General features: G+C 68.0%; 19 protein-coding genes and 2 tRNA genes. 13 read left to right on the top strand and 8 right to left on the bottom strand.

Annotation, left to right across the window (positions count from 1 at the left end; translation table 11 throughout):
• Positions 1-23 precede the first annotated feature (23 nt).
• Together TEF_17230 and TEF_17225 are read right to left on the bottom strand one after the other, a co-directional pair.
• The gene (locus tag TEF_17230; GenBank protein ID ANK82340.1) at positions 24-2,288 is read right to left on the bottom strand and encodes a phosphoenolpyruvate--protein phosphotransferase; all 2,265 of its coding nucleotides are present in this window, start codon (positions 2,286-2,288) and stop codon (positions 24-26) included.
• A 47-nt stretch (positions 2,289-2,335) separates the two neighbouring features.
• Positions 2,336-3,556, bottom strand: a complete 1,221-nt coding sequence (locus TEF_17225; GenBank protein ANK82339.1) for an aspartate kinase — start codon at positions 3,554-3,556, stop codon at positions 2,336-2,338.
• A 136-nt stretch (positions 3,557-3,692) separates the two neighbouring features.
• Here TEF_17225 and TEF_17220 point away from each other — a divergent pair, with 136 nt between their 5' ends.
• On the top strand, positions 3,693-4,430 hold the full coding sequence (locus tag TEF_17220) for a bifunctional 3-demethylubiquinol 3-O-methyltransferase/2-polyprenyl-6-hydroxyphenol methylase (GenBank protein ID ANK82338.1): 738 nt from the start codon (positions 3,693-3,695) through the stop codon (positions 4,428-4,430).
• Positions 4,431-4,563: 133 nt separating this feature from the next.
• Here the strand turns inward: TEF_17220 and TEF_17215 are convergent, their stop codons facing one another.
• Positions 4,564-5,466 carry a LysR family transcriptional regulator gene (locus TEF_17215; protein ID ANK82337.1) on the bottom strand — a complete coding sequence of 301 codons (903 nt, stop codon included), beginning with the start codon at positions 5,464-5,466 and terminating at the stop codon, positions 4,564-4,566.
• Between the two features lie 111 nt (positions 5,467-5,577).
• On the opposite strand from TEF_17215, the gene TEF_17210 reads away from it, so the two are divergent.
• Both TEF_17210 and TEF_17205 read left to right on the top strand, forming a co-directional pair.
• Complete coding sequence (locus TEF_17210; protein ANK82336.1) at positions 5,578-6,540, top strand: glutathione-dependent reductase; 963 nt, start codon at positions 5,578-5,580, stop codon at positions 6,538-6,540.
• A 53-nt stretch (positions 6,541-6,593) separates the two neighbouring features.
• Positions 6,594-7,070 (top strand): hypothetical protein, encoded by a 477-nt coding sequence (locus TEF_17205; protein ANK83569.1) that lies wholly within the window; start codon positions 6,594-6,596, stop codon positions 7,068-7,070.
• A 311-nt stretch (positions 7,071-7,381) separates the two neighbouring features.
• On the opposite strand, the gene TEF_17200 is transcribed toward TEF_17205, so the two are convergent.
• The 3 genes from TEF_17200 to TEF_17190 all read right to left on the bottom strand — a co-directional run bounded on the left by TEF_17200 (position 7,382) and on the right by TEF_17190 (position 8,941).
• A tRNA-Asn gene (locus tag TEF_17200) sits at positions 7,382-7,457 on the bottom strand.
• 143 nt (positions 7,458-7,600) lie between these two features.
• Positions 7,601-8,557 (bottom strand): hypothetical protein, encoded by a 957-nt coding sequence (locus TEF_17195; protein ID ANK82335.1) that lies wholly within the window; start codon positions 8,555-8,557, stop codon positions 7,601-7,603.
• A 310-nt stretch (positions 8,558-8,867) separates the two neighbouring features.
• Positions 8,868-8,941, bottom strand: a tRNA-Cys gene (locus TEF_17190).
• A gap of 184 nt (positions 8,942-9,125) precedes the next feature.
• On the opposite strand from TEF_17190, the gene TEF_17185 reads away from it, so the two are divergent.
• The 10 genes from TEF_17185 to TEF_17140 all read left to right on the top strand — a co-directional run bounded on the left by TEF_17185 (position 9,126) and on the right by TEF_17140 (position 17,607).
• Positions 9,126-9,773, top strand: coding sequence for a protein-L-isoaspartate O-methyltransferase (locus tag TEF_17185; protein ANK83567.1), 648 nt, complete (start codon positions 9,126-9,128; stop codon positions 9,771-9,773).
• A 47-nt stretch (positions 9,774-9,820) separates the two neighbouring features.
• Positions 9,821-10,099 carry a hypothetical protein gene (locus TEF_17180; protein ANK83568.1) on the top strand — a complete coding sequence of 93 codons (279 nt, stop codon included), beginning with the start codon at positions 9,821-9,823 and terminating at the stop codon, positions 10,097-10,099.
• Entirely contained in the window at positions 10,060-11,445 is a 1,386-nt protein-coding gene (locus TEF_17175; GenBank protein ID ANK82334.1) for a hypothetical protein, read from the top strand. The genes TEF_17180 and TEF_17175 overlap by 40 nt, the downstream gene beginning before the upstream one ends.
• 99 nt (positions 11,446-11,544) lie before the next feature.
• Positions 11,545-12,162, top strand: a complete 618-nt coding sequence (locus tag TEF_17170; GenBank protein ANK82333.1) for a hypothetical protein — start codon at positions 11,545-11,547, stop codon at positions 12,160-12,162.
• Positions 12,163-12,232: 70 nt separating this feature from the next.
• On the top strand, positions 12,233-14,902 hold the full coding sequence (locus TEF_17165; protein ANK82332.1) for a valine--tRNA ligase: 2,670 nt from the start codon (positions 12,233-12,235) through the stop codon (positions 14,900-14,902).
• Entirely contained in the window at positions 14,902-15,546 is a 645-nt protein-coding gene (locus TEF_17160; GenBank protein ID ANK82331.1) for a hypothetical protein, read from the top strand. Before TEF_17165 ends, TEF_17160 begins: the two co-directional genes overlap by 1 nt.
• A gap of 77 nt (positions 15,547-15,623) precedes the next feature.
• Positions 15,624-15,974 (top strand): NADH dehydrogenase, encoded by a 351-nt coding sequence (locus TEF_17155; protein ANK82330.1) that lies wholly within the window; start codon positions 15,624-15,626, stop codon positions 15,972-15,974.
• Between the two features lie 12 nt (positions 15,975-15,986).
• Positions 15,987-16,436 carry an outer membrane lipid asymmetry maintenance protein MlaD gene (locus TEF_17150; protein ID ANK82329.1) on the top strand — a complete coding sequence of 150 codons (450 nt, stop codon included), beginning with the start codon at positions 15,987-15,989 and terminating at the stop codon, positions 16,434-16,436.
• Positions 16,433-17,191 carry a trans-aconitate methyltransferase gene (locus TEF_17145; GenBank protein ANK82328.1) on the top strand — a complete coding sequence of 253 codons (759 nt, stop codon included), beginning with the start codon at positions 16,433-16,435 and terminating at the stop codon, positions 17,189-17,191. Before TEF_17150 ends, TEF_17145 begins: the two co-directional genes overlap by 4 nt.
• Positions 17,140-17,607: a hypothetical protein gene (locus TEF_17140; protein ID ANK82327.1), complete on the top strand. Its 468-nt coding sequence runs from the start codon at positions 17,140-17,142 to the stop codon at positions 17,605-17,607. Before TEF_17145 ends, TEF_17140 begins: the two co-directional genes overlap by 52 nt.
• 218 nt (positions 17,608-17,825) lie before the next feature.
• On the opposite strand, the gene TEF_17135 is transcribed toward TEF_17140, so the two are convergent.
• Both TEF_17135 and TEF_17130 read right to left on the bottom strand, forming a co-directional pair.
• Complete coding sequence (locus tag TEF_17135) at positions 17,826-18,638, bottom strand: hypothetical protein (protein ID ANK82326.1); 813 nt, start codon at positions 18,636-18,638, stop codon at positions 17,826-17,828.
• Entirely contained in the window at positions 18,635-19,171 is a 537-nt protein-coding gene (locus TEF_17130; GenBank protein ID ANK82325.1) for an RNA polymerase subunit sigma-24, read from the bottom strand. Before TEF_17130 ends, TEF_17135 begins: the two co-directional genes overlap by 4 nt.
• Positions 19,172-19,387 lie beyond the last annotated feature (216 nt).

The raw sequence follows: 19,387 nt of genomic DNA, 5'->3' as shown, positions 1-19,387 counted from the left end.
CGCCCCACCGGGGCCGGCCTCTCCTACACCTCGATCTGGTGGCGGGCGGCGTAGTCCTGCAGCATCGGCCGGAGCGTGCGGTCGTCGCGGCCCAGCCAGCCGTTCATCTCCTTGCGCAGCGCCGCGATATCGGTGGCGAGCACCAGCTCCTTGATCGGGCCGATGGCGTTGGCGCGCATGGAGAGCTGGCGGAAGCCGAGCGCCAGCAGCGCCAGCGCCTCCACGGGCCGGCCGGCCATCTCGCCGCAGATCGAGAAGGGCACCTCGGCCTGCTCGCACTGGCGCGCGATGCGCCGCAGCACCGACAGGAAGGCCGAACTCAGCGGGTCATAGCGGTCGGCGACGCGCGCGCTGCCCCGGTCGACCGCATACATGAACTGCATCAGGTCGTTGGACCCGACGGAGATGAAGTCCACCAGCGGCAGCAGCGCCGGCAGCCGCCAGACCAGCGCCGGCACCTCCAGCATCACGCCCACGCGGATATGGACAGGCAGCGGATGGCCGCGCCTGCGGGCCCAGTCCAGTTCACGCTGCAGCACCTCGCGCGCGGCCTTGAACTCGGCGATGTCGGCGACCATCGGGAACATGATGTCCAGTTCCTCGCCGGCGCTGGCGTGCAGCAGGGCGCGGATCTGCATGCGGAACAGGCCCGGATGGTCCAGCGAGATGCGGATCGCCCGCCAGCCCATGGCCGGGTTCTCCTCCTTTTCCCGCTTCATGTAGGGGAGCAGCTTGTCGCCGCCGACGTCCAGGGTCCGGAACACCAGCCGGCGACCGTTGCAGAGCTCGCGCACCGCGCGGTAGTACTCGGTCTGCTCGCGCACCCGGGGCAGGCGCCCGCGCACCATGAAGTGCAGCTCGGTGCGGAACAGCCCGACGCCTGCGGCGCCGGTCTGATCGAGATGGCGCATGTCCAGCAGCAGCCCGGCATTGGCCAGCAGCTCGATGGCGACGCCGTCCCTGGAGACCGCGGGCACGTCCTTCAGCGCCGCCCAGCGCGCCTTCTCCTGCGCGCGCACGCTTTCGATCTCGTCGAAGGCGTCGATGACGTTCTGGTCGGGGCGGATGAAGACCTGGGCGTGCTCGCCGTCGACGATGATGGGGTCGCCGGTGTCGATCTGCTCGGTGGCGCCGCGGACATTGCCGATGACGGGGATGTTCATGGCGCGCGCCACGATGGCCATGTGAGAGCCCGACGAGCCCTCCTCCAGCACCACGGCCTTCAGCTTGTCCTCGCCGAAATCCAGGATCTCCGCGGGCCCCATGTCGCGGGCAACCAGAACGATGTCGTCGGGCAGTTCCTCGTTCAGGGTGTTCAGGCCGCCCTGAAGCCGGTTGATCAGGCGGTTGGCCAGGTCGTCCATGTCGGCCATCCGCGCCCGGATATAGGGGTCCGGCACCTGGCGGAAGCGGGCCCGGGTCTGGTCGTGGATGCGCTTGACGGCAGCCTGGGCGGTCAGGCCGGCTTCCACGGCTTCCCGCATCCGGCGCTGCCAGCCCGGATCGTGCGCGAACATGCGGAAGGCTTCCATGACCTCCCGCGATTCGCCGGCGGCCAGCACCGGCTGGGACAGCATCTCGTCGATCTGGGACTGGATGTCGACGATGGCGGCGTTGAGGTCCTCCAGCTCCTGGCCGATGTCGTCGGCGATGGTCCGGGTGATCTCGATCCGGGGCGCGTGCAGCACCGCCGTGCCCATGGCGAAGCCGTCCGAGAGGGGCCGGCCGGTCAGCCGCGCCGCGCGCTTGGTCGCGGTGACCGATTCCGCCAGCACGTTGGGGGAGACCAGGGCGCCGACGCCGACCATCTCGGCGAAGCCCATGGCCACCGTCTCCAGCGCCTCTTCCTCCTCGTCGGTGTAGTTGCGTTCCTTGACGTTCTGCACCACCAGAACGCCGACCACCTTGTTGGCGTAGAGGATCGGCACGCCCAGCATGGAGCGGAACGCTTCCTCGCCCGTCTCGGGCCGGTACTCGTACTGGGTGTGGGAGCGCGCGTCGCGCAGCCGGAGCGGCTTCGAGAGCGCGGCGATATGGCCGACGATGCCGGCGCCCACGTTCAGGCGGGTCTGGTGGATGGCCTCACGCTTCAGGCCCTCGGTCGCGTAGAGCTCCAGCACGCCGCCGGGCTGCATCAGGTAGACCGAGCAGACTTCGGCGACCATGGCGCCGGCGATCAGGCGGACGACCTGCTCCAGGCGTTCCTCCGGCGTCATGCCGCTCCGCATGATCTCGCGGAAGCGGCGCATCAGGAAGCGCGGCCCGGTCATGGCCTGTCCGCCGCTCACGGCGATATCGCCCCTGTGCCGATGTCGTCCTCCCTTCCGGCCCCCTGTCAGGCCGCGTCGAGTTCGAACGCGCTGTGCAGCGCCCTGACCGCCAGTTCCGTGTAGTCCGCGCCGATCAGCACGCTGACCTTGATCTCCGACGTGGTGATGACCTGGATGTTGATGCCCTTCTCGGCCAGCGCGCGGAACATGGTCTTGGCGACGCCCACATGGCTGCGCATGCCGACGCCGACGATGGAGACCTTGACCACATTGGGGTCGGAGGTCAGCTCGCTCCACTGGACCTCGTCCCTGACGCCGTCCAGCACCTTCAGCGCCCGGTCCAGGCTGTCGCGCGGCACGGTGAAGGTCAGGTCGGTCGTGGCGCCGTCCTCCGAGACGTTCTGGACGATCATGTCGACATTGATGTTGGCGTCGGCCAGCGGCCCGAAGATGCCGGCGGAAACGCCCGGGCGGTCGGCGACCTTGCGGAGCGTGATCTTGGCCTCGTTGGGGGCGTAGGTCACGCCGTTGACCATCTGCTGTTCCACGATTTCCTCCTCGTCGACGACCAGTGTGCCGGGCTCGTCGCTGAAACTCGACCGCACATGTATGCGGACGCCGTGATTCATGGCCAATTCCACCGAACGGGTCTGCAGCACCTTGGCGCCCAGCGAGGCCAGCTCCAGCATCTCCTCGTAGGTGATGCGGGCCAGCTTGCGCGCCGCGGGCACGATGCGCGGGTCGGTGGTATAGACGCCGTCGACGTCGGTGTAGATGTCGCAGCGGTCGGCCTTCAGCGCCGCCGCGAGCGCCACGGCGGAGGTGTCGGAACCGCCGCGGCCCAGCGTGGTGATCCGGCCGTTCGGCGCCACGCCCTGAAAGCCGGCGACCACCGCGACCTGGCCCTCGCCGAAGCGGCGGACGATCTCGTCGGTGTCGATGCCGGTGATGCGGGCCGAGCTGTGCACGTCGGTGGTGTGCACGGGCACCTGCCAGCCCAGCCAGGAGCGTGCATGGACGCCGACCGCCTGCAGCGCCATCGCCATCAGGCCGATGGTGACCTGCTCGCCGGAAGCGACGACGACGTCGTATTCGCGGGCGTCGTGCATGGGCGAGGCGGCCCGCGCCAGATCGACCAGCCGGTTGGTTTCCCCCGACATGGCCGAGACCACGACCGCGACCTCGTTGCCGGCCTCGACTTCCCGCTTGACGCGCAGGGCGGCCGCCTTGATCCGATCGATGTCGCCGACGGACGTGCCGCCGAATTTCATGACGATGCGCGCCATATTATCCCAAGCCGCTCGACGTGGATGGATGATGCTGAAACCGGCGCCCTTGCGGCCGGGCGCGGGCACCTCTTAACTTTGCACGGGACGGCCCGCAAGGGCGCTTCCGTGTTACCAGCCGGTAGGAAAAGCAGCCATGACCTCGACCACGGTCGACCCGGACGAGATCGAGCGTTTCGCCGCGATGGCGGAGGACTGGTGGGATCCGGACGGACCCATGAAGCCGCTGCATCGCCTGACGCCCGCGCGCATGCGCTATCTGGCCGACCGGTTGGCGCGGCATTCCGGGCGCGGCGCCGGCGCCGCGTCGCTGACGGGGCTTTCCGTGCTCGACATCGGTTGCGGCGGCGGTCTGGTCTCGGAGCCGCTGGCGCGCCTCGGCGCCGAAGTCACCGGCGTCGACGCGGCGGCGAAGAACATCGAGGCGGCGCGCCTGCACGCCGCGGAAGCGGGGCTGAAGATCGACTACCGCCACGGCACGGCCGAGGTCCTGGCCGAAAAGGGCGAACGCTTCGACGCCGTCCTCGCGCTGGAAATCATCGAGCATGTCGCGGATCCGCCGCTGTTCGTGCAGTCGCTCGCGAGCCTCGTGAAACCCGGCGGGCTCGTGGTCTTCTCCACGCTGAACCGCACCGCGAAGTCCTTCGCGCTCGCCATCGTCGGCGCGGAGTACGTGCTGGGCTGGGTGCCGCGCGGCACGCACAGCCACGACAAGTTCGTGAAGCCGTCCGAACTCGCCCGCTGGTGCCGGGATGCCGGGCTGGAGGTCACTGACCTGACGGGCCTGGTCTACTCGCCGCTGGCCGGCTGGTCGCTCGACGCGAAGGACCTGGACGTGAACTACTTCGCCTGCGCGGCGCGTCCGGCGGCGTAGGGGCCCGGGTTCTCAATGTCACCCCCGCCTTGTGCGGGGGTCCGGCGCGGCTTCGCCGCGAGTCGTTGGGTAGCCGGATGCCCGCACCAGGCGGGCATGACCCCGTTCGGGGGGCGGGCACGACACCGAACTCCTATCCTTCCCAGTAGGGCGGGTCGCCGAAGCAGCCGGCCAGGTGGTCGATGAAGGCGCGGACCTTTGGCGAGAGGTGGCGGCGGTGGGGATAGACCGCCTGGATCGAGAGCTCGCGGATCGTCCAGTCCTCCAGCACGGGCACGAGTTCGCCCCGGCGCACCGCCTGCCAGGCGATGAACAGCGGCTGGATCGACAGCCCGGCCCCGGCGATGGCCGCGTCGCGCAGGATCTCGCCATTGTTGGAGCGGAGCGGCCCGTCGACGGCGACCTGCTGGCTGTCGCCGCCCTGGCGGAAGGTCCAGAAGCTCGTCTCCGACGAATTGGCGTAGATCAGACAGCGGTGACGCTTCAGGTCCCCCGGATGTTCCGGCCGGCCGAACTTCTCCAGATAGGCGGGGCTCGCCATCACCCGGTTGCGCGAGGGCGCCAGCCGGCGCGCGATCAGGCTGGAATCCGCCATCTGCGTGATACGGATGGCCAGATCGAAACCGCTGTCGATCAGGTCGATGAAGCTGTCCGTCAACTCCAGCTCGACATGGATGTCCGGGTATTCGGCCATGAAGCTCGCCACCGCTGGCGCGAGGTGCATGGTGCCGAAGCTCATCGGCGCGTTGACGCGCAGCCGCCCGCGCGGCGCGGCCTGCAGCTGGGCCACGGCCATGTCGGCGGCCTCCGCGTCCTTCAGGATGCGGGCGCAGAAGCCGTAGTAGATCTCGCCGACCTCCGTCAGGCTGATCTGGCGCGTCGTGCGGTTGACCAGCCTGGCGCCCAGCCGCTCCTCCAGCCGCGCGAGCTGCTTGGAGACCGCCGACTTCGAGAGGTTGAGCCGCTCCGCCGCCTGGCTGAAGCTCATCGCCTCCGCGATCGCGGCGAACACCGCCATGGCCGTCAGGTCGTGCATGGGCTCCGTTCCGTTTCCATCCGGAAACCGAATTCTTCCACGCGCGCCTCTGGCCGCCAAGCGTTACCGTCCCAGATGAACGGAAACGAGAAACGACATGGGAGATCTGCGATGGGCCTGCTGGAAAACGGCGTCTGGCGCGACAAGCCCCGCGAGCCGGGCAAGAAAGGCGAGTTCGTCCGCAAGGACGCCCAGCTGCGCAACTGGATCGGGAAGGGCGGCGAATTCCCGCCCGAATCCGGGCGCTATCACCTCTATGTCTCCTATGCCTGTCCCTGGGCCCACCGCACGCTGATCTTCCGCAAGCTGAAGGGGCTGGCCGATCACATTTCCTTTTCCGTGGTCCATCCGCTGATGCTGGAGAACGGCTGGGAACTGACGAAGGACTTCGAGGGCGCGACGGGCGACCCGGTCAACGGCTTCACCTATCTGCATCAGGTCTACACCGCCAACGACCCGGCCTACACCGGCCGGGTCAGCGTGCCGGTGCTCTGGGACAGGAAGACGGGCCGCATCGTTTCCAACGAGAGCGCGGAGATCATCCGGATGCTGAATTCGGCGTTCGACGATCTCACCGGCAACACCGACGACTACTATCCCGAGGATCTCCGCAACGAGATCGATCTCGTCAACGAACGCGTCTACGAGACCGTCAACAACGGCGTCTACCGCTCCGGCTTCGCGCGGACCCAGGACGCCTATGAGGAGGCGGTCACCGAGCTGTTCGACACCATGGACTGGCTGGAGGACCGGCTCTCGAAGCAGCGCTATCTCGCCGGCGACCGCGTCACCGAGGCCGACTGGCGGCTGTTCCCGACCATGATCCGCTTCGACCACGTCTATCACGGCCACTTCAAGTGCAACCGAAACCGGCTGATCGAGTTCCCCAACCTGTTCGGCCTGACGCGTGAGCTCTACCAGTGGCCCGGCGTCGCCGAGACGGTGAACATGGAGCACATCCGCTGGCACTACTACTACAGCCATCCCTGGGTGAACCCGGCGCGCGTCGTTTCCATCGGTCCGGAAATCGACTTCGACGCGCCCCACGGACGGGAGCGGCTGAAGGCGGCGTGAGCGCATTCGACCTGCCCCGGGGCGACCTCTGGGTCTTCGGCTACGGCTCGCTGATGTGGCGGCCCGGCTTCGAACACGCCGAGCGCCAGCAGGCGCTGCTGCGCGGCCGGCACCGCCGGCTCTGCGTCTGGTCCTGGCATCACCGCGGGCTGCAGCACGCGCCGGGGCTGGTGATGGGCCTGGACCGCGGCGGCTCCTGCATCGGGGCGGCCTACCGCGTGCCCGAGGATGAAGCGCAGGCCGCCTTCGATTACCTCGCGGCCCGGGAGATGGTGACGCCGGTCTACGTGCCCACCCATGTCCGCCTCGACCTCGCCGACGGCGGCGCGGTGCAAGGCCTGACCTTCACCGTCGACCGCGCCAACCCGCAATATGCCGACCGCATCAGCGTGGAGACGGCGGTGGAGACGGTGCGATGCGCCGAAGGCCACAGCGGCCGCAATGTCGACTATGTGCGGGAGACGGTCGCGCACCTGCGGGAGATCGGCGTCCGCGACGCCTTCATGGAGGCGGTGGCCGACCGGCTGTGACGGCGCGGCGGACGATTGGCGCGGTGGCGGGTGGCCGGTGCAGCGTTGCAACGGCCAACGACGGCTGCACGCCATCGCGCAGGGACCGTCATCGGCCGCGGGACCGGGCTTGAGTGTGGAGGCGCACCCGGCCTGCTTCTGATTTCTTCAGTCGGATCAGGGGCTTCAACCCGAGGCGGGCGCGTCCGCCTGTCGCGTGCGAGCGGAGTGCCCCGAGGAAGTCGACCGAAAGCTCCGACGGATTCTGCCCGGCGGAGGGTGCAACGCCTCGCTCAGGCCGACGTGGAGATGATCGGAAAAAAGCCGCCGGTTGGCTCCCCGGGTAGGACTCGAACCTACGACCCAGCGGTTAACAGCCGCTTGCTCTACCAACTGAGCTACCGAGGACCAGCCGTGGCGGAGCGGCGATATAACAAAGGCCCCATGGATTGGCCAGCGAAAAATCCCACCGTCCCCGGCCGCGCCGCGGCATCGGCGACAGCCGCGCGATCGCTGCGCCGGCGCCAGTGTCGCCACGATCGCCGGCAGGATCAGGCGGGCTCCGCGGCGGTCCTGTCGGCGGCTGTCTCCGGGGCCGGAGTGACATCGACCGGCTGCTCCTCGCCGGTCGTGGCGTCGATGAACGCTGCCGGCAGGCCGTCTTCGCAGTCATAGGCGTTGTGCCGGAGCCGTCTCGGGCTCAGCCCCTCCACCCTGTGGAACGTCGCGCCGTCGATGGCGTTGCCGGTCATGTGGACGCCCTTCATTGCGCCGCGGAAGAAGGCGCAATGGCGCAGTCCGCAGCGATCGAGGCCGGCGCGGGAGAAATCGCAGCCCTCGAACCGGATCCCGGACAGGTCCATCTTCGCGAAATCGAAGTCGGAGAAATCGAGGAAGTGGCAGGCAAGCGGCGCGGGGATGCGGGCGCCGCGCAGTTCGGGGTGATAGCCGGCGGCCCGCTCGGCGCGTTTCATCCTGTCGTCGCGTGTGCCGAGCGTGCGGAACAGCAGGCGCTTTTCGTCTGCGGTGTAGAGGCTCCCGGCGCCGCCGGCGGACGGCTCACCTTTGGGCGGCCTCTCCGGGCCGCGCATGTCCTGAAAGCAGGCCGTCAGCAGGCGCATGACCGGGACGTGGTAGGCGGCGGGATCCTCGCAGCGGAGTTCGTCGAGGACGAACATCGCGGCCATCCGCTCCTGTCGGGAGTCCGCGCCCAGCATCCCGGCGGCATCCTGAAGCCGGCCGTAGCGGTTGCCGCGCTGGCCCGACTCGAGCTGCCGGAATTGCCGGTGGGCCTGGCGGTGGGCGGTGACGCTGCGCCAGACCAGCAGCGGCAGGGCGATCAGCCCGAGCAGGATCAGCCCCAGATTGCGCAGCGTGGCGCCGTTCGTGACTCCGTCCGCGCCATGGCCCCGGTTCAGCCAGGCCCAGAACGCTTCGAGGGGAGCAGGCCATGTTGCAATGAGGTAGGGCGGCAGGGTGGCCGCGACCGCCGCGGCGAGCATCACCACAACGGGCGCATGGCGCCAATGCCAGAAACCGCGGGGATTGAATGGTGCGGTTCTTCTGGGTGGCATCATGACATGAGGTTCCTGCGGTGGTTGCCGGGGGAGCGGGGAATCCGGAACGGGGAATCCGGAGCGGGGCTCTCCGCCCCGCCGCGATGGAGAACGGCTGCCACGGCCAATGGCGGCTCCGCCGCCGCGCGTCCGCGCCCCCTTCGGGGCCGGGCGACCCCGTCTGCATTTCACTTGAGAGAGACCGCCCCGGCATTCAACCCGCTGCGTCCCGGATGCCGGGCCACTGGACTGATGGAAAGGCTGGAGGCGCGGACCGGAATCGAACCGGTGTACACGGATTTGCAGTCCGTTGCGTCACCACTCCGCCACCGCGCCGTACCAATGAGTGGGCGGGCTGCGGTATAGGCCCCGCTCCGGGGCGGGTCAAGCGGGAAGCGGTGTTGCGTTCCGGTCGCATTGCGCGGCGATCCCGCGCACCTTATAACGCCACGAATTGCATGAGTTTTCCGTGGATCCGAGGGGTCCGCGCGCTTCCGGGAAAGGGTGAATGTCCACAAGTCTGGATTACGAGGCCGCCCGCCAGGCCATGATCAACAGCCAGCTCCGGCCGAACCGGCTGATCGACGAGCGTCTGATCGAGGCGATCGATCGCGTGCCGAGAGAGGCCTTCGTGCCCAAGGAACTGCGCGGCATCGCCTATGTCGACGAGGACCTGCCGCTGGGCGATGGCCGCTACATGATGGAGCCGATGGTGCTGGCGCGCATGCTGCAGGACGCCCGCATCGAGGCCGACGATACGGTGCTGGTGGTCGGCTGCACCACGGGCTACGGCGCGGCCGTGGCCGCGGCGCTGGCCGGCACGGTGATCGCGCTGGAGCAGGATCCGGAATTCGTCCGCCGCGCCACCGAGACGCTGGCGGGCCTGGGCATCGCCAACGTGGCGGTGGTCGAGGGCGAACTGGCGCAGGGCATTCCCGACCAGGGCCCCTTCGACGTGATCATACTGGAAGGTGCGGTGGCCGAAGTGCCGGAGACCCTGCTGGACCAGCTCGCCGAAGGCGGGCGGCTGATGACGGTGCTGCGCGAGGGCGGCATCGGCAAGCTGATCATCTTCACCCGCGTGGGCGGGATCGGCCGGCGCACGATCTTCGACGCGGCGACGCCCGTCCTGCCCGGCTTCGAGAAGAAGAAGAGTTTCGTGTTTTGAGCGCTCCCGAACTGCCTTTGGAGGTGACGGTCCCCGAGGCCGCCGACATGCGCGCGAAGGGCGCCGCGATCATCGATGTGCGCGAGCCTTGGGAGTTCGACCAGGGTCATATCGAGGACGCCCTCCTGATCCCGCTGAAGAGTCTGCCCCAGCGCGTGGCCGAGGTGCCGCGGGACCGGCCCGTGGTCATCAACTGTCACCATGGCGGCCGCAGCATGCAGGCGGTCAACTACCTGCGACAGCAGGGTTTCGGCAATGTCACCAACATGGAAGGGGGCATCGACAGATGGTCGCTCGAAATCGACCCGTCAATCGCGCGCTACTAGGCGCGGTCTCCGGCGCTGCCCTGCTGACGGCCCTTGCCGGGCCGGCGGCGGCCGAGACCCTGCGTGAAGCCCTGATCGCCGCCTACACGACCAATCCGACACTGGCCGCCGAACGCGCCAACCTCCGCGCCGTCGACGAGAACGTCAACCAGGCGCTGGCGGGCTGGCGGCCCACCGTCGTGGCCACGGCCGACGGCGCCGTCCAGTTCAGCGATCAGGAGGTCCGCGGCGTTTCGAGTTCGGACACCACCGTGCCTCTCAGCACCACGCTGAACCTGACCCAGCCGGTCTATGACGGCGGCACCACGCCGGCCGAGGTCAATTCCGCCGAGGCGCTGGTGCTGGCCGGCCGCGCCAATCTGAGTTCCACCGAGCAGGACATCCTGCTGGACGCCGTCACCGTCTACATGGAAGTGCTGCTCAACCAGGCGATCGTGCAGCTCAACCTGAACAACGAGGAGCGGCTGGGGCGTCAGCTCGAGGCGGCGCAGGACCGTTTCGACGTTGGCGAGATCACCCGCACCGATGTGGCCCAGGCGCGGGCGGCGCTGTCGCGCGCCGCGGCCGACCGGGCGCAGGCCGAGGGCAACCTGATCGCCTCGCGCGCGGCCTATGAGCGTGTCGTCGGCAACATGCCCGATCAGTTGCAGCCGCCGCCGCCGCTGCCCGACGTGCCGCCCAGCGAGAAGCTGGCGCTGGAGATCGCCTACGCGGAAAATCCGGATCTGCTGGTCGCGGTCAACACTGCCGACTCGGCGGAGCACGACATCCGCGCGACCTATGGCCAGCTTCTGCCCCAGGTCGACGTGGAGGCGCTGGCGACCCATTCGCGCAACAGCACCCAGGCCGGCGACGACGACACCACGCTGCGTCTGCGCGGCGTGCTGACGGTGCCGATCTACCAGGCCGGGGCCGTCCACAGCGGCGTGCGCCAGCAGAAGAATGTGCACAGCCAGCGCATGCTGGAAGTGCAGGAGACCCGCCGGCTGGTCGGCGAAGGCGTGACCCAGGCCTGGGAAGCGCTGGAGACCGCGCGCGCCCGGATCGTGGCCGGCCGCGCCGAAGTGCGCGCCAACGAGATCGCGCTGGAAGGCGTGATCCAGGAGGCGCAGGTCGGCTCGCGCACCACGCTGGACGTGCTCGACGCCGAACAGGACCTGCTGGATTCGCAGGTCGCGCTGGTTCAGGCGGAGCGCGACGAGTATGTCGGGGCCTATCAGCTGCTGGACGCCGTCGGGCGTCTCAGCGTCGCGGTGCTTGGTCTCGCGGTCGAAGCCTACGACCCCGATGTCCACTACAGGCAGGTCCGCGATCAGTGGTGGGGCACCCAGCCGCGGGCCGAGTGAGCATTGCGGGGGCGTTAACCAAGCTTTAGCGTCATCCGTGCAACGCTGGCCATTCCGGACGCCGCGCGACCGACGGCCGTCATTGAACACGGAAAGATCATGAGCGACGCCAACGCCCAGAACGAACCGACAATGGAGGAGATTCTCGCCTCCATCCGGCGGATCATTTCCGAAGACGACGAGGAAGAACAGCCGAAGCCGGATGCGGCCGAGGAAGAGGACTCCGTCGAGGAGATGCTGAACTCCGAGCCGGACTCCGATCCGGAACCGGAGCCCGAGCCCGAGCCGGAGCCGGTATTCGCGCCCGAACCGGAGCCCGAGCCCGCGCCCGCGCCGGAGCCCGAAGAGGAAGAGGTTCTCGAACTGACCGACATGGTCGAGGACGAGGATTCCGACACCGACCTGACGGGCGGCGCGGCGGACGACCGCATGGAAGCGCCGGCCCCGCCGCTGTCGCCGCAGACGATCACCGATCGTCTGATCTCCGACGTCACCGCCGCCGAATCGGCAGCCTCGCTCGCCGCGCTCACCCACCGGGTTTCGTCCCAGCGCGACATTTCCGTGCCGACCCACCGCAGTCTGGAAGACATCACCAAGGAGCTGCTGCGGCCGATGCTGAAGGAATGGCTGGACAAGAACCTGCCCGCCATCGTCCAGCGTATCGTCGAACGCGAGATCGCCAAGCTCGCCGGCGAGGTCGACGACAGCAAGCGCTAGCCGCCCTTCCACTTGACGCCCTGGCGTCCTGCGCCCTAGTACCCTGCATCCCGGCGCGGACGCGCCGCGGATGGTGTCAGTTCAATCGGAAACGGCGGGTTCGGCGATGCTGGACAAGACCTATCGGCCCCAGGAGGTCGAACAGCGGCTCTATCGCGACTGGGAACAGGGCGGCCTGTTCCGCTGCGGTCAGGTGGACGGCGATCCCTTCACCATCGTGATCCCGCCGCCGAACGTCACCGGCAGCCTGCACATGGGCCACGCGCTCAACAACACGCTGCAGGACGTCCTGATGCGCTGGCGGCGCATGAAGGGGCGCGATGCGCTGTGGCAGCCGGGCACGGACCACGCCGGCATCGCCACCCAGATGGTCGTGGAACGCCAGCTCGCCGAGCAGGGGAAGAACCGCCGCGACATGGGCCGGGAGGCCTTCGTCGAGCGCGTCTGGGAATGGAAGGAGGAGTCGGGCGGCACCATCACCAACCAGCTCCGCCGCCTGGGCGCGTCCTGCGACTGGGACCGCGAGCGCTTCACCATGGACGAGGGGCTTTCCGCTGCCGTCCGCAAGGTCTTCGTCGACCTCTACAGACAGGATCTGATCTACCGCGACAAGCGGCTGGTCAACTGGGATCCGAAGCTGCTGACCGCGATCTCCGACCTGGAGGTGGAGAACCGCGAAGTGAAGGGCCACATGTGGCACTTCCGCTATCCGGTCGAGGGCGAGGACGGCGCCTTCATCACCGTCGCGACCACCCGGCCGGAGACGATGCTGGGCGACACCTGCGTGGCGGTCCACCCGGACGACGAGCGCTACACCGGCCTGATCGGCAAGCACGTCATCCTGCCGCTGGTCGGCCGCCGCATCCCGATCGTCGCCGACGAATACGCCGATCCCGAACAGGGCTCCGGCGCGGTGAAGATCACGCCGGCCCACGACTTCAACGACTTCGAGGTCGGCAAGCGCCACGACGCCGAGATGGTCAACATCTTCGACGAGCACGCGGTCCTGAACGACAATGTGCCCGAGGCCTATCGCGGTCTGGAGCGTTTCGCCGCGCGCGAGAAGGTCATCGCCGATCTGGAGGCCGAAGGCCTGCTGGAGCAGATCGACGAGATCACCCACACGGTGCCCTATGGCGACCGCTCCGGCGTCGTCATCGAACCGTGGCTCACCGACCAGTGGTTCGTCGATGCGGCCACGCTGGCGAAGCCCGCCATCGAGGCCGTCGAGACAGGCCGCATCCAGTTCGTCCCGAAGAACTGGGAGAACACCTATTTCGAGTGGATGCGCAACATCCAGCCCTGGTGCGTCAGCCGCCAGCTCTGGTGGGGCCACCAGATTCCGGCCTGGTACGGACCCGACGGCGCGATCTTCGTCGAGCACACCGAGGAAGAGGCGGGAGCCGCGGCGGAGAAGCACTATGGCCGCAAGGTCGAGCTGACCCGCGACGAGGACGTCCTGGATACCTGGTTCTCGTCCGCACTGTGGCCGTTCTCGACGCTGGGCTGGCCCGACGAGACGCCGGAGCTCAAACGCTACTACCCGACCGACGTGCTGATCACCGGCTTCGACATCATCTTCTTCTGGGTCGCCAGGATGATCATGATGGGTCTTCACTTCATGGACGGGATTCCGTTCCACACGGTCTACATCCATGCCCTGGTCCGCGACGAGAAGGGCCAGAAGATGTCCAAGTCGAAGGGCAACGTCATCGACCCGTTGGACCTGATCGACGAATACGGCGCCGACGCACTGCGCTTCACGCTGACGGCGATGGCCGCACAGGGCCGCGACATCAAGCTTTCGCCACAGCGGGTCGCCGGCTACCGCAACTTCGCCACCAAGATATGGAACGCCGCGCGTTTCTGCGAGATGAACCAGTGCGCAGAGCCGGCGGAATTCGACCCTGCGGCCCTGACCCAGCCGGTGAACCGCTGGATCGCGGCCGAAGCGGCGCGTGCGGCCCAGGCGATCGACCGCGAACTGGAGGCCTTCCGTTTCAACGAGGCGGCCGGCGCCGCCTACCGCTTCGTCTGGAACACCTTCTGCGACTGGTATCTGGAACTGGCCAAGCCGGCGCTGCAGTCCAACGACGCCGAGGTCTCCGGCGAGACGCGCGCAACCGCAGGTTGGGCGTTGAACCGCATCCTGGCGATGATGCATCCCTTCACACCCTTCGTCACCGAGGAGCTCTGGCAGCGCACCGGCGGCGAAGGTTCGGTCTCGGCCCTCGACTGGCCGGCCATCGATTTCGCGGATGCGGAAGCCGAGAAGGAATTCGGCTTCGTCATCGACCTGATCTCCGAGATCCGCTCCGTCCGGGCCGAGACCAACGTCCCGCCCGGCGCCCAGATCGTCGCCCACTTTCCCGATGCGGACGACGAACGTAAGTCGCGGATCGAGCGCAACCGGCAGATGATCTCCCGCCTGGCCCGGCTGTCGGAACTGGTGTTCGCCATGCCCGACGGCGCCGGCGGCGCGGAGACGGTCGTCGACGGCATGCGGGTGGTGCTGCCGCTGGCCGACGTCATCGACATCGGCGCCGAGAAGACGCGGCTGTCGAAGGAGATCGAGAAGCTGGACGGCGAGATCGCGCGCATCGAGAAGAAGCTCGCCAACGAGAACTTCGTCTCCCGCGCACCCGAACACGTGGTCGAGCAGGAGCGGGAGCGCCGCGAGGACGCGGCGGCGGCCCGCACCAAGCTCAACGCCGCGCTGGAGCGCCTCTCGGCCGCCTGATGCGCCGCCTGCTGGCAGCGCTGGCCTGCCTTCTGCCCGCACTGGCCGCCGCGGCGGAACCGGACTGGGTTGGGCCTTTCCGCGCATATGTCAACGCGCCGGCCTATCTCAACGAGATGGGCCGCAGCATCGCCCGGCTGGAGACCCGGCTGGCGCCGCAGTGCGTGCAGGTGCTGAAGGGCATGCGGCGGCAGGAACTGCGCATCATCGCCGAGCCGTCCTTCGAACCCGGCCTGCCCATACCGACCGGCGGACAGTGGCGCGAACAGGTGCGCATCGACCGCTGCGGCGAGCCGGCGCTGCACAACGTGCTGGTGACGGCGGGCGAGGGCGCGAGCCCGTTCATGACCGTGCTGCTGCCGGGATCGTCGAAGGCCGACGGGCGATTGCAGGTGAGGGCGACGCCGGCCGTCTTCGCCATCGCCGGCGCGCGGCTGGACGGCGATTGCCGGAGCTCGGCGCGGCACATCGTCGATACGCAATTCCGGCGCTGGCTGGGCAGCACCGGCGATGCGCCGCTGGCCGACCGCCTGTGGCGGGAGATCTGGACCGTGCGCATCTGCGGGCGCGAAGTGCGCGTGCAGGTTGATTTCGCTCCCGACGGTCAGGGTGGCTATACCCATGCCGTCGATATTGCGTCATAGCCCCGGGCGGGCGTACTTGCCGCCGCCGGAGCCTTTCGGCATATTCCGCCCCACGCATCAGGGAGTCCCGAAAGCTCATGCCCAACATGTTCACCCGTTTCATGACCTGGCGGCGCGGCAGGAAGGTCGGCGAGGACCAGTTCGGCAACGCCTACTACGAGGACCGCAAGGAAGCGGGCCGCCGCTGGGTCGTCTACAAGGGGATCGACGAGGGCTCGAAGGTGCCGCCGATGTGGAACGCCTGGCTGCACCACACTATCGACGAAGTCCCGAAGGAGGGCGATTCGATCGTCTATGACTGGGAAAGGCCGCATGAGCCGAACCTGACGGGTACGCCGCACGCCTACCGCCCGAAGGGTCATGTCACGCGCCGGGCGGAACGGGATGCGTCGGACGCCGACTATGAAGCCTGGTCGCCCGACCGGTAAGGAGCGCGGATCATGGTCAGCAATGTCCTCGAGACAGTGATCGGCGCGGTGGTTCTCGCCATCGCCGCGATCTTCATCATCTTCGCCTACCGGACCGCGGATATCGCGCCCACGTCCGGCTTTCCGCTGACGGCCAAGTTCGACAAGATCGACGGCCTGAACGTCGGCGCCGACGTGCGCATGAGCGGCATCAAGATCGGTTCCGTCATGTCCACCGAACTGGAACCGTCCAGCCTGCTCGCCGTCGTGCGCATCAACGTGCGCAAGGGCGTCGACATTCCCGACGATTCGGCCATCCGGATCCTGACCGAGGGCCTGATGGGCGATTCCTATCTTTCGGTCGAACCGGGCGGGGGGATCGACAACATGGAGGCGGGCGACAATTTCCGCTTTGCCCAGGGGGCGGTGAACCTGATCGATCTGGTCGGCCAGGCGATCTATTCCAGCGGCAAGTCGGAATGAGCGGGCAGCCGCAGGACTGGCAGTCCGACCGCTACCAGAAGAACGCCGGATTCGTTCCGGTCCTGGGCATGCCCGTGGTGGAACTGCTGCGGCCGCAGAGCGGCGAGCGCATCCTCGATCTCGGCTGCGGCGACGGCTATCTGACCGAGAAGCTCGTGGAAATGGGTTGCGAGGTCGTTGGCGTCGACGCCGGCGAGGACATGATCCGCGTCGCCCGGGAAAAGGGCCTGGATGCGCATGTCATGGACGGTCACGCGCTGAATTTCGAGGCGGAGTTCGACGCCGTGTTCTCCAATGCCGCATTGCACTGGATGCTGCGGCCCGCCGAGGTCATCGCCGGCGTGAAACGGGCGCTGAAGCCGGGCGGGCGGTTCGTCGGCGAGTTCGGCGGCCATACCAACGTCGCCGCCTGCAAGACCGCCATGATCGCGGTGCTCAATGCGCGCGGCCTCGATGGCGCCTCGTTCTCGCCATGGTATTTCCCCACGCCCGAGGAATATGGATCCCTGCTGACGGCGCAGGGTTTCGAGGTCCACACCGCCGAACTGATACCGCGTCCGACCCCGCTGCCGACCGATGTCGGCGGCTGGATGGACACATTTGGCGAGGCGTTCTTCAAGGCCCTGCCGGCCGACCAGCGCGCCGAGGCCCGCGCCGAGGCCGTGGAACTGCTGAGGCCCAGCCTCTGCGACAGCGAGGGAAGATGGACCGCCGACTACGTCAGACTGCGCTTCTCGGCGTCCTTGCCGGGCTGAGCCTGCTCGCCGCCGCCGCCGTCGCGCAGCCCGCCCCGTCGCCCGACCGTCCGGTCGGTCACACCGCCGTGCTGCGCGTGCTCGACAAGATCACCGCCGCAACCACCGACCTGGAAATCCCGATCGGCGAGACCATGCGTTTCGGCACGCTGGAGATCACCGCCCGTTATTGCCGCAGCCGCCCGTTGTTCGAACAGCCTGAATCCTTCGTCCTGCTGCACGTCGAGGACGACGCCGTCGACCGGCCGCGCGCCGTGGTCTTCGACGGCTGGATGCTGGCGTCCATGCCGTCCCTGAACTCGCTGGAACATCCGGTCTACGGGCTCTGGGCCATCGGGTGCCGGATGCCGGAAAACGCCGAATCCCCCGCCGCCGAAAATGCGCCGGCGGCGGATGACGCCGTGACCACGGATTAGCTGTGCATTACGACATCTGATTGAAGCCCTCTCCCTCCCCCTTGATGGGGGAGGGTCGGGGTGGGGGTGAATCGGCGAAGCCGAAATGGCCTCCGGCCTTCCCCCCTCCGGCTGCTGCGCAGCCACCTCCCCCTTGATGGGGGAGGAAATTGGAGGGTCGGTTCAATCAACCAGTGGAATGCTCTGGAATCTTCGCAGGAACCGGCCCCGCCGACGGTTCAGGCCGGCAGGCGCATCTTCAGTTGGTGCGCGACGTCGAAGAGGCGCTCCTGCGGCATGCCGCCGATGACCATGTAGCCGAAGCCGTCATCGACCCAGTGGACCACGCCCATGTCGTTGCGGGTCTCGAAGCTCTCCGGCGCGGGCTCGTTGCCTGACGGAATGACGCAGAATGATACCGGAATGCCGTCGGCGCTGAGAAAGGCGAACTGGATCAGCGGCTTGCCGTTGAAGCGCAGCACCTGCACGCGCCGGAAATTGAGCTCGTCCGTGTTCTGCGCCAGCCGTTTCAGCTCCAGGCCGACCGTGGCGCTTGCCAGCTCGATACCGGAATCGCCGCCCTGATATGGTGTGAGGGATTCGGTCGTGAACAGGCTCTGGTAATCTGCGACGGCCTGTCGCCAGCCGCGCTCCGCTGGCGCTTCGACCGGTGCGGTCCGGGCCACTTCGGCCGGTTCCGGCTGCAGCAGCATGCCGCCGGCGAAGCCGCCGACCAGAGCCAGCAGGATGGCGGCGGCCGCGGCCATCGGCGCGCGGCTGTCGGCGGCGGGGGATGCTGACGCGCCGGCGCGGCGCTCGGCGTCGGCCAGCATGGGACGCAGCCGGTCCATCGGCGCCTGCCGCTCCAGCAGGTCGAAGGCTTCCCGGAAGGGGCGGTCGCCGGTGCGAAGTCGCTCCAGCCGCTGGCGCGCATCGGCCGATTCGGCGAGGGCGCGGTTGACCCGGCGGCGCTCTTCCAGCGGCAGTTCGCCATCGAGGAAGGCGACAAGCTCCTCGTCCCCAAGCATCGCATTGTCGGCACTGGCGGTCATTCCCGCTCGTCTTCCTCCATAGGCGGGGTCGCGGACGGCGACTCCTTCAGGCCTGCAGGCATGGATCGTGCCGTGGCAAGCCGGGACATGATGGTTCCGATGGGGACGTCCAGAATTCGCGCAGCTTCACGGTAGGTAAACCCCTCCGCATAGACCAGGGTGACGGTCTGCCGCTGCGCTTCCGGCAGTCTTTCGACCTCAATCAACACTCGCCGCAGCAGATTATTCATTTCCATCTCGCCCTCGCCGTCGGCGACCAGCGCGGTTTCCGGGTCGGCGAAACCCGCTCCCTGCCGCACCCGCTCGGCGCGGAGATGATTCTTCCAGATCGAGGACAGGATGGTGAACAGCCAGGCCCGGAGGTTGGTGCCCGTGCGGTACTGATCCCGGCGCTCCAGGGCCCGCAGGCAGGTCGCCTGCACCAGATCCTCGGCGGTCGCGTGATCGCGGCTGAGCACGAGCGCATAGCGCCAGAGGCGGGGAAGATTCGCCGCCAGTCCGTCGCTCACGCTTTCGTGATCATCTTCGCTCATAGGGTAACCGAATAGGCCGGCGGGGTGGGTTGTTGACGGGGTGACAGCTTATCGGAGGGTGGCACATGGCGAAGATCACATATCCCGCTTTCGCTTCGGGCCCCCTCCACGCAGTCGGCGGGCGCAATCTGGAATTGATTGATTGTTCCCATGTCACGCGTTTCACGGCAAGCGCCGAAGGCCTTGCCGGTCAGCGCGGACCACGAGCCGACAGCG

It is taken from the genome of Rhizobiales bacterium NRL2, assembly GCA_001664005.1.
Taxonomy (GTDB): Bacteria; Pseudomonadota; Alphaproteobacteria; order Minwuiales; family Minwuiaceae; genus Minwuia.
This window is presented reverse-complemented; position numbering and strand designations above follow the sequence as displayed.

Coding starts and splice junctions, on each gene's coding strand:
- TEF_17205 (ANK83569.1), top strand. CDS start 6,594: ATGTGGCGGCCCGGCTTCGAACACGCCGAGCGCCAGCAGGCGCTGCTG.
- TEF_17175 (ANK82334.1), top strand. CDS start 10,060: ATGGTCGCTCGAAATCGACCCGTCAATCGCGCGCTACTAGGCGCGGTC.
- TEF_17130 (ANK82325.1), bottom strand. CDS start 19,171: ATGAGCGAAGATGATCACGAAAGCGTGAGCGACGGACTGGCGGCGAAT.
- TEF_17155 (ANK82330.1), top strand. CDS start 15,624: ATGCCCAACATGTTCACCCGTTTCATGACCTGGCGGCGCGGCAGGAAG.
- TEF_17150 (ANK82329.1), top strand. CDS start 15,987: ATGGTCAGCAATGTCCTCGAGACAGTGATCGGCGCGGTGGTTCTCGCC.
- TEF_17145 (ANK82328.1), top strand. CDS start 16,433: ATGAGCGGGCAGCCGCAGGACTGGCAGTCCGACCGCTACCAGAAGAAC.
- TEF_17160 (ANK82331.1), top strand. CDS start 14,902: ATGCGCCGCCTGCTGGCAGCGCTGGCCTGCCTTCTGCCCGCACTGGCC.
- TEF_17225 (ANK82339.1), bottom strand. CDS start 3,556: ATGGCGCGCATCGTCATGAAATTCGGCGGCACGTCCGTCGGCGACATC.
- TEF_17140 (ANK82327.1), top strand. CDS start 17,140: ATGGACCGCCGACTACGTCAGACTGCGCTTCTCGGCGTCCTTGCCGGG.
- TEF_17165 (ANK82332.1), top strand. CDS start 12,233: ATGGTGTCAGTTCAATCGGAAACGGCGGGTTCGGCGATGCTGGACAAG.
- TEF_17215 (ANK82337.1), bottom strand. CDS start 5,466: ATGCACGACCTGACGGCCATGGCGGTGTTCGCCGCGATCGCGGAGGCG.
- TEF_17180 (ANK83568.1), top strand. CDS start 9,821: ATGCGCGCGAAGGGCGCCGCGATCATCGATGTGCGCGAGCCTTGGGAG.
- TEF_17135 (ANK82326.1), bottom strand. CDS start 18,638: ATGACCGCCAGTGCCGACAATGCGATGCTTGGGGACGAGGAGCTTGTC.
- TEF_17210 (ANK82336.1), top strand. CDS start 5,578: ATGGGCCTGCTGGAAAACGGCGTCTGGCGCGACAAGCCCCGCGAGCCG.
- TEF_17220 (ANK82338.1), top strand. CDS start 3,693: ATGACCTCGACCACGGTCGACCCGGACGAGATCGAGCGTTTCGCCGCG.
- TEF_17170 (ANK82333.1), top strand. CDS start 11,545: ATGAGCGACGCCAACGCCCAGAACGAACCGACAATGGAGGAGATTCTC.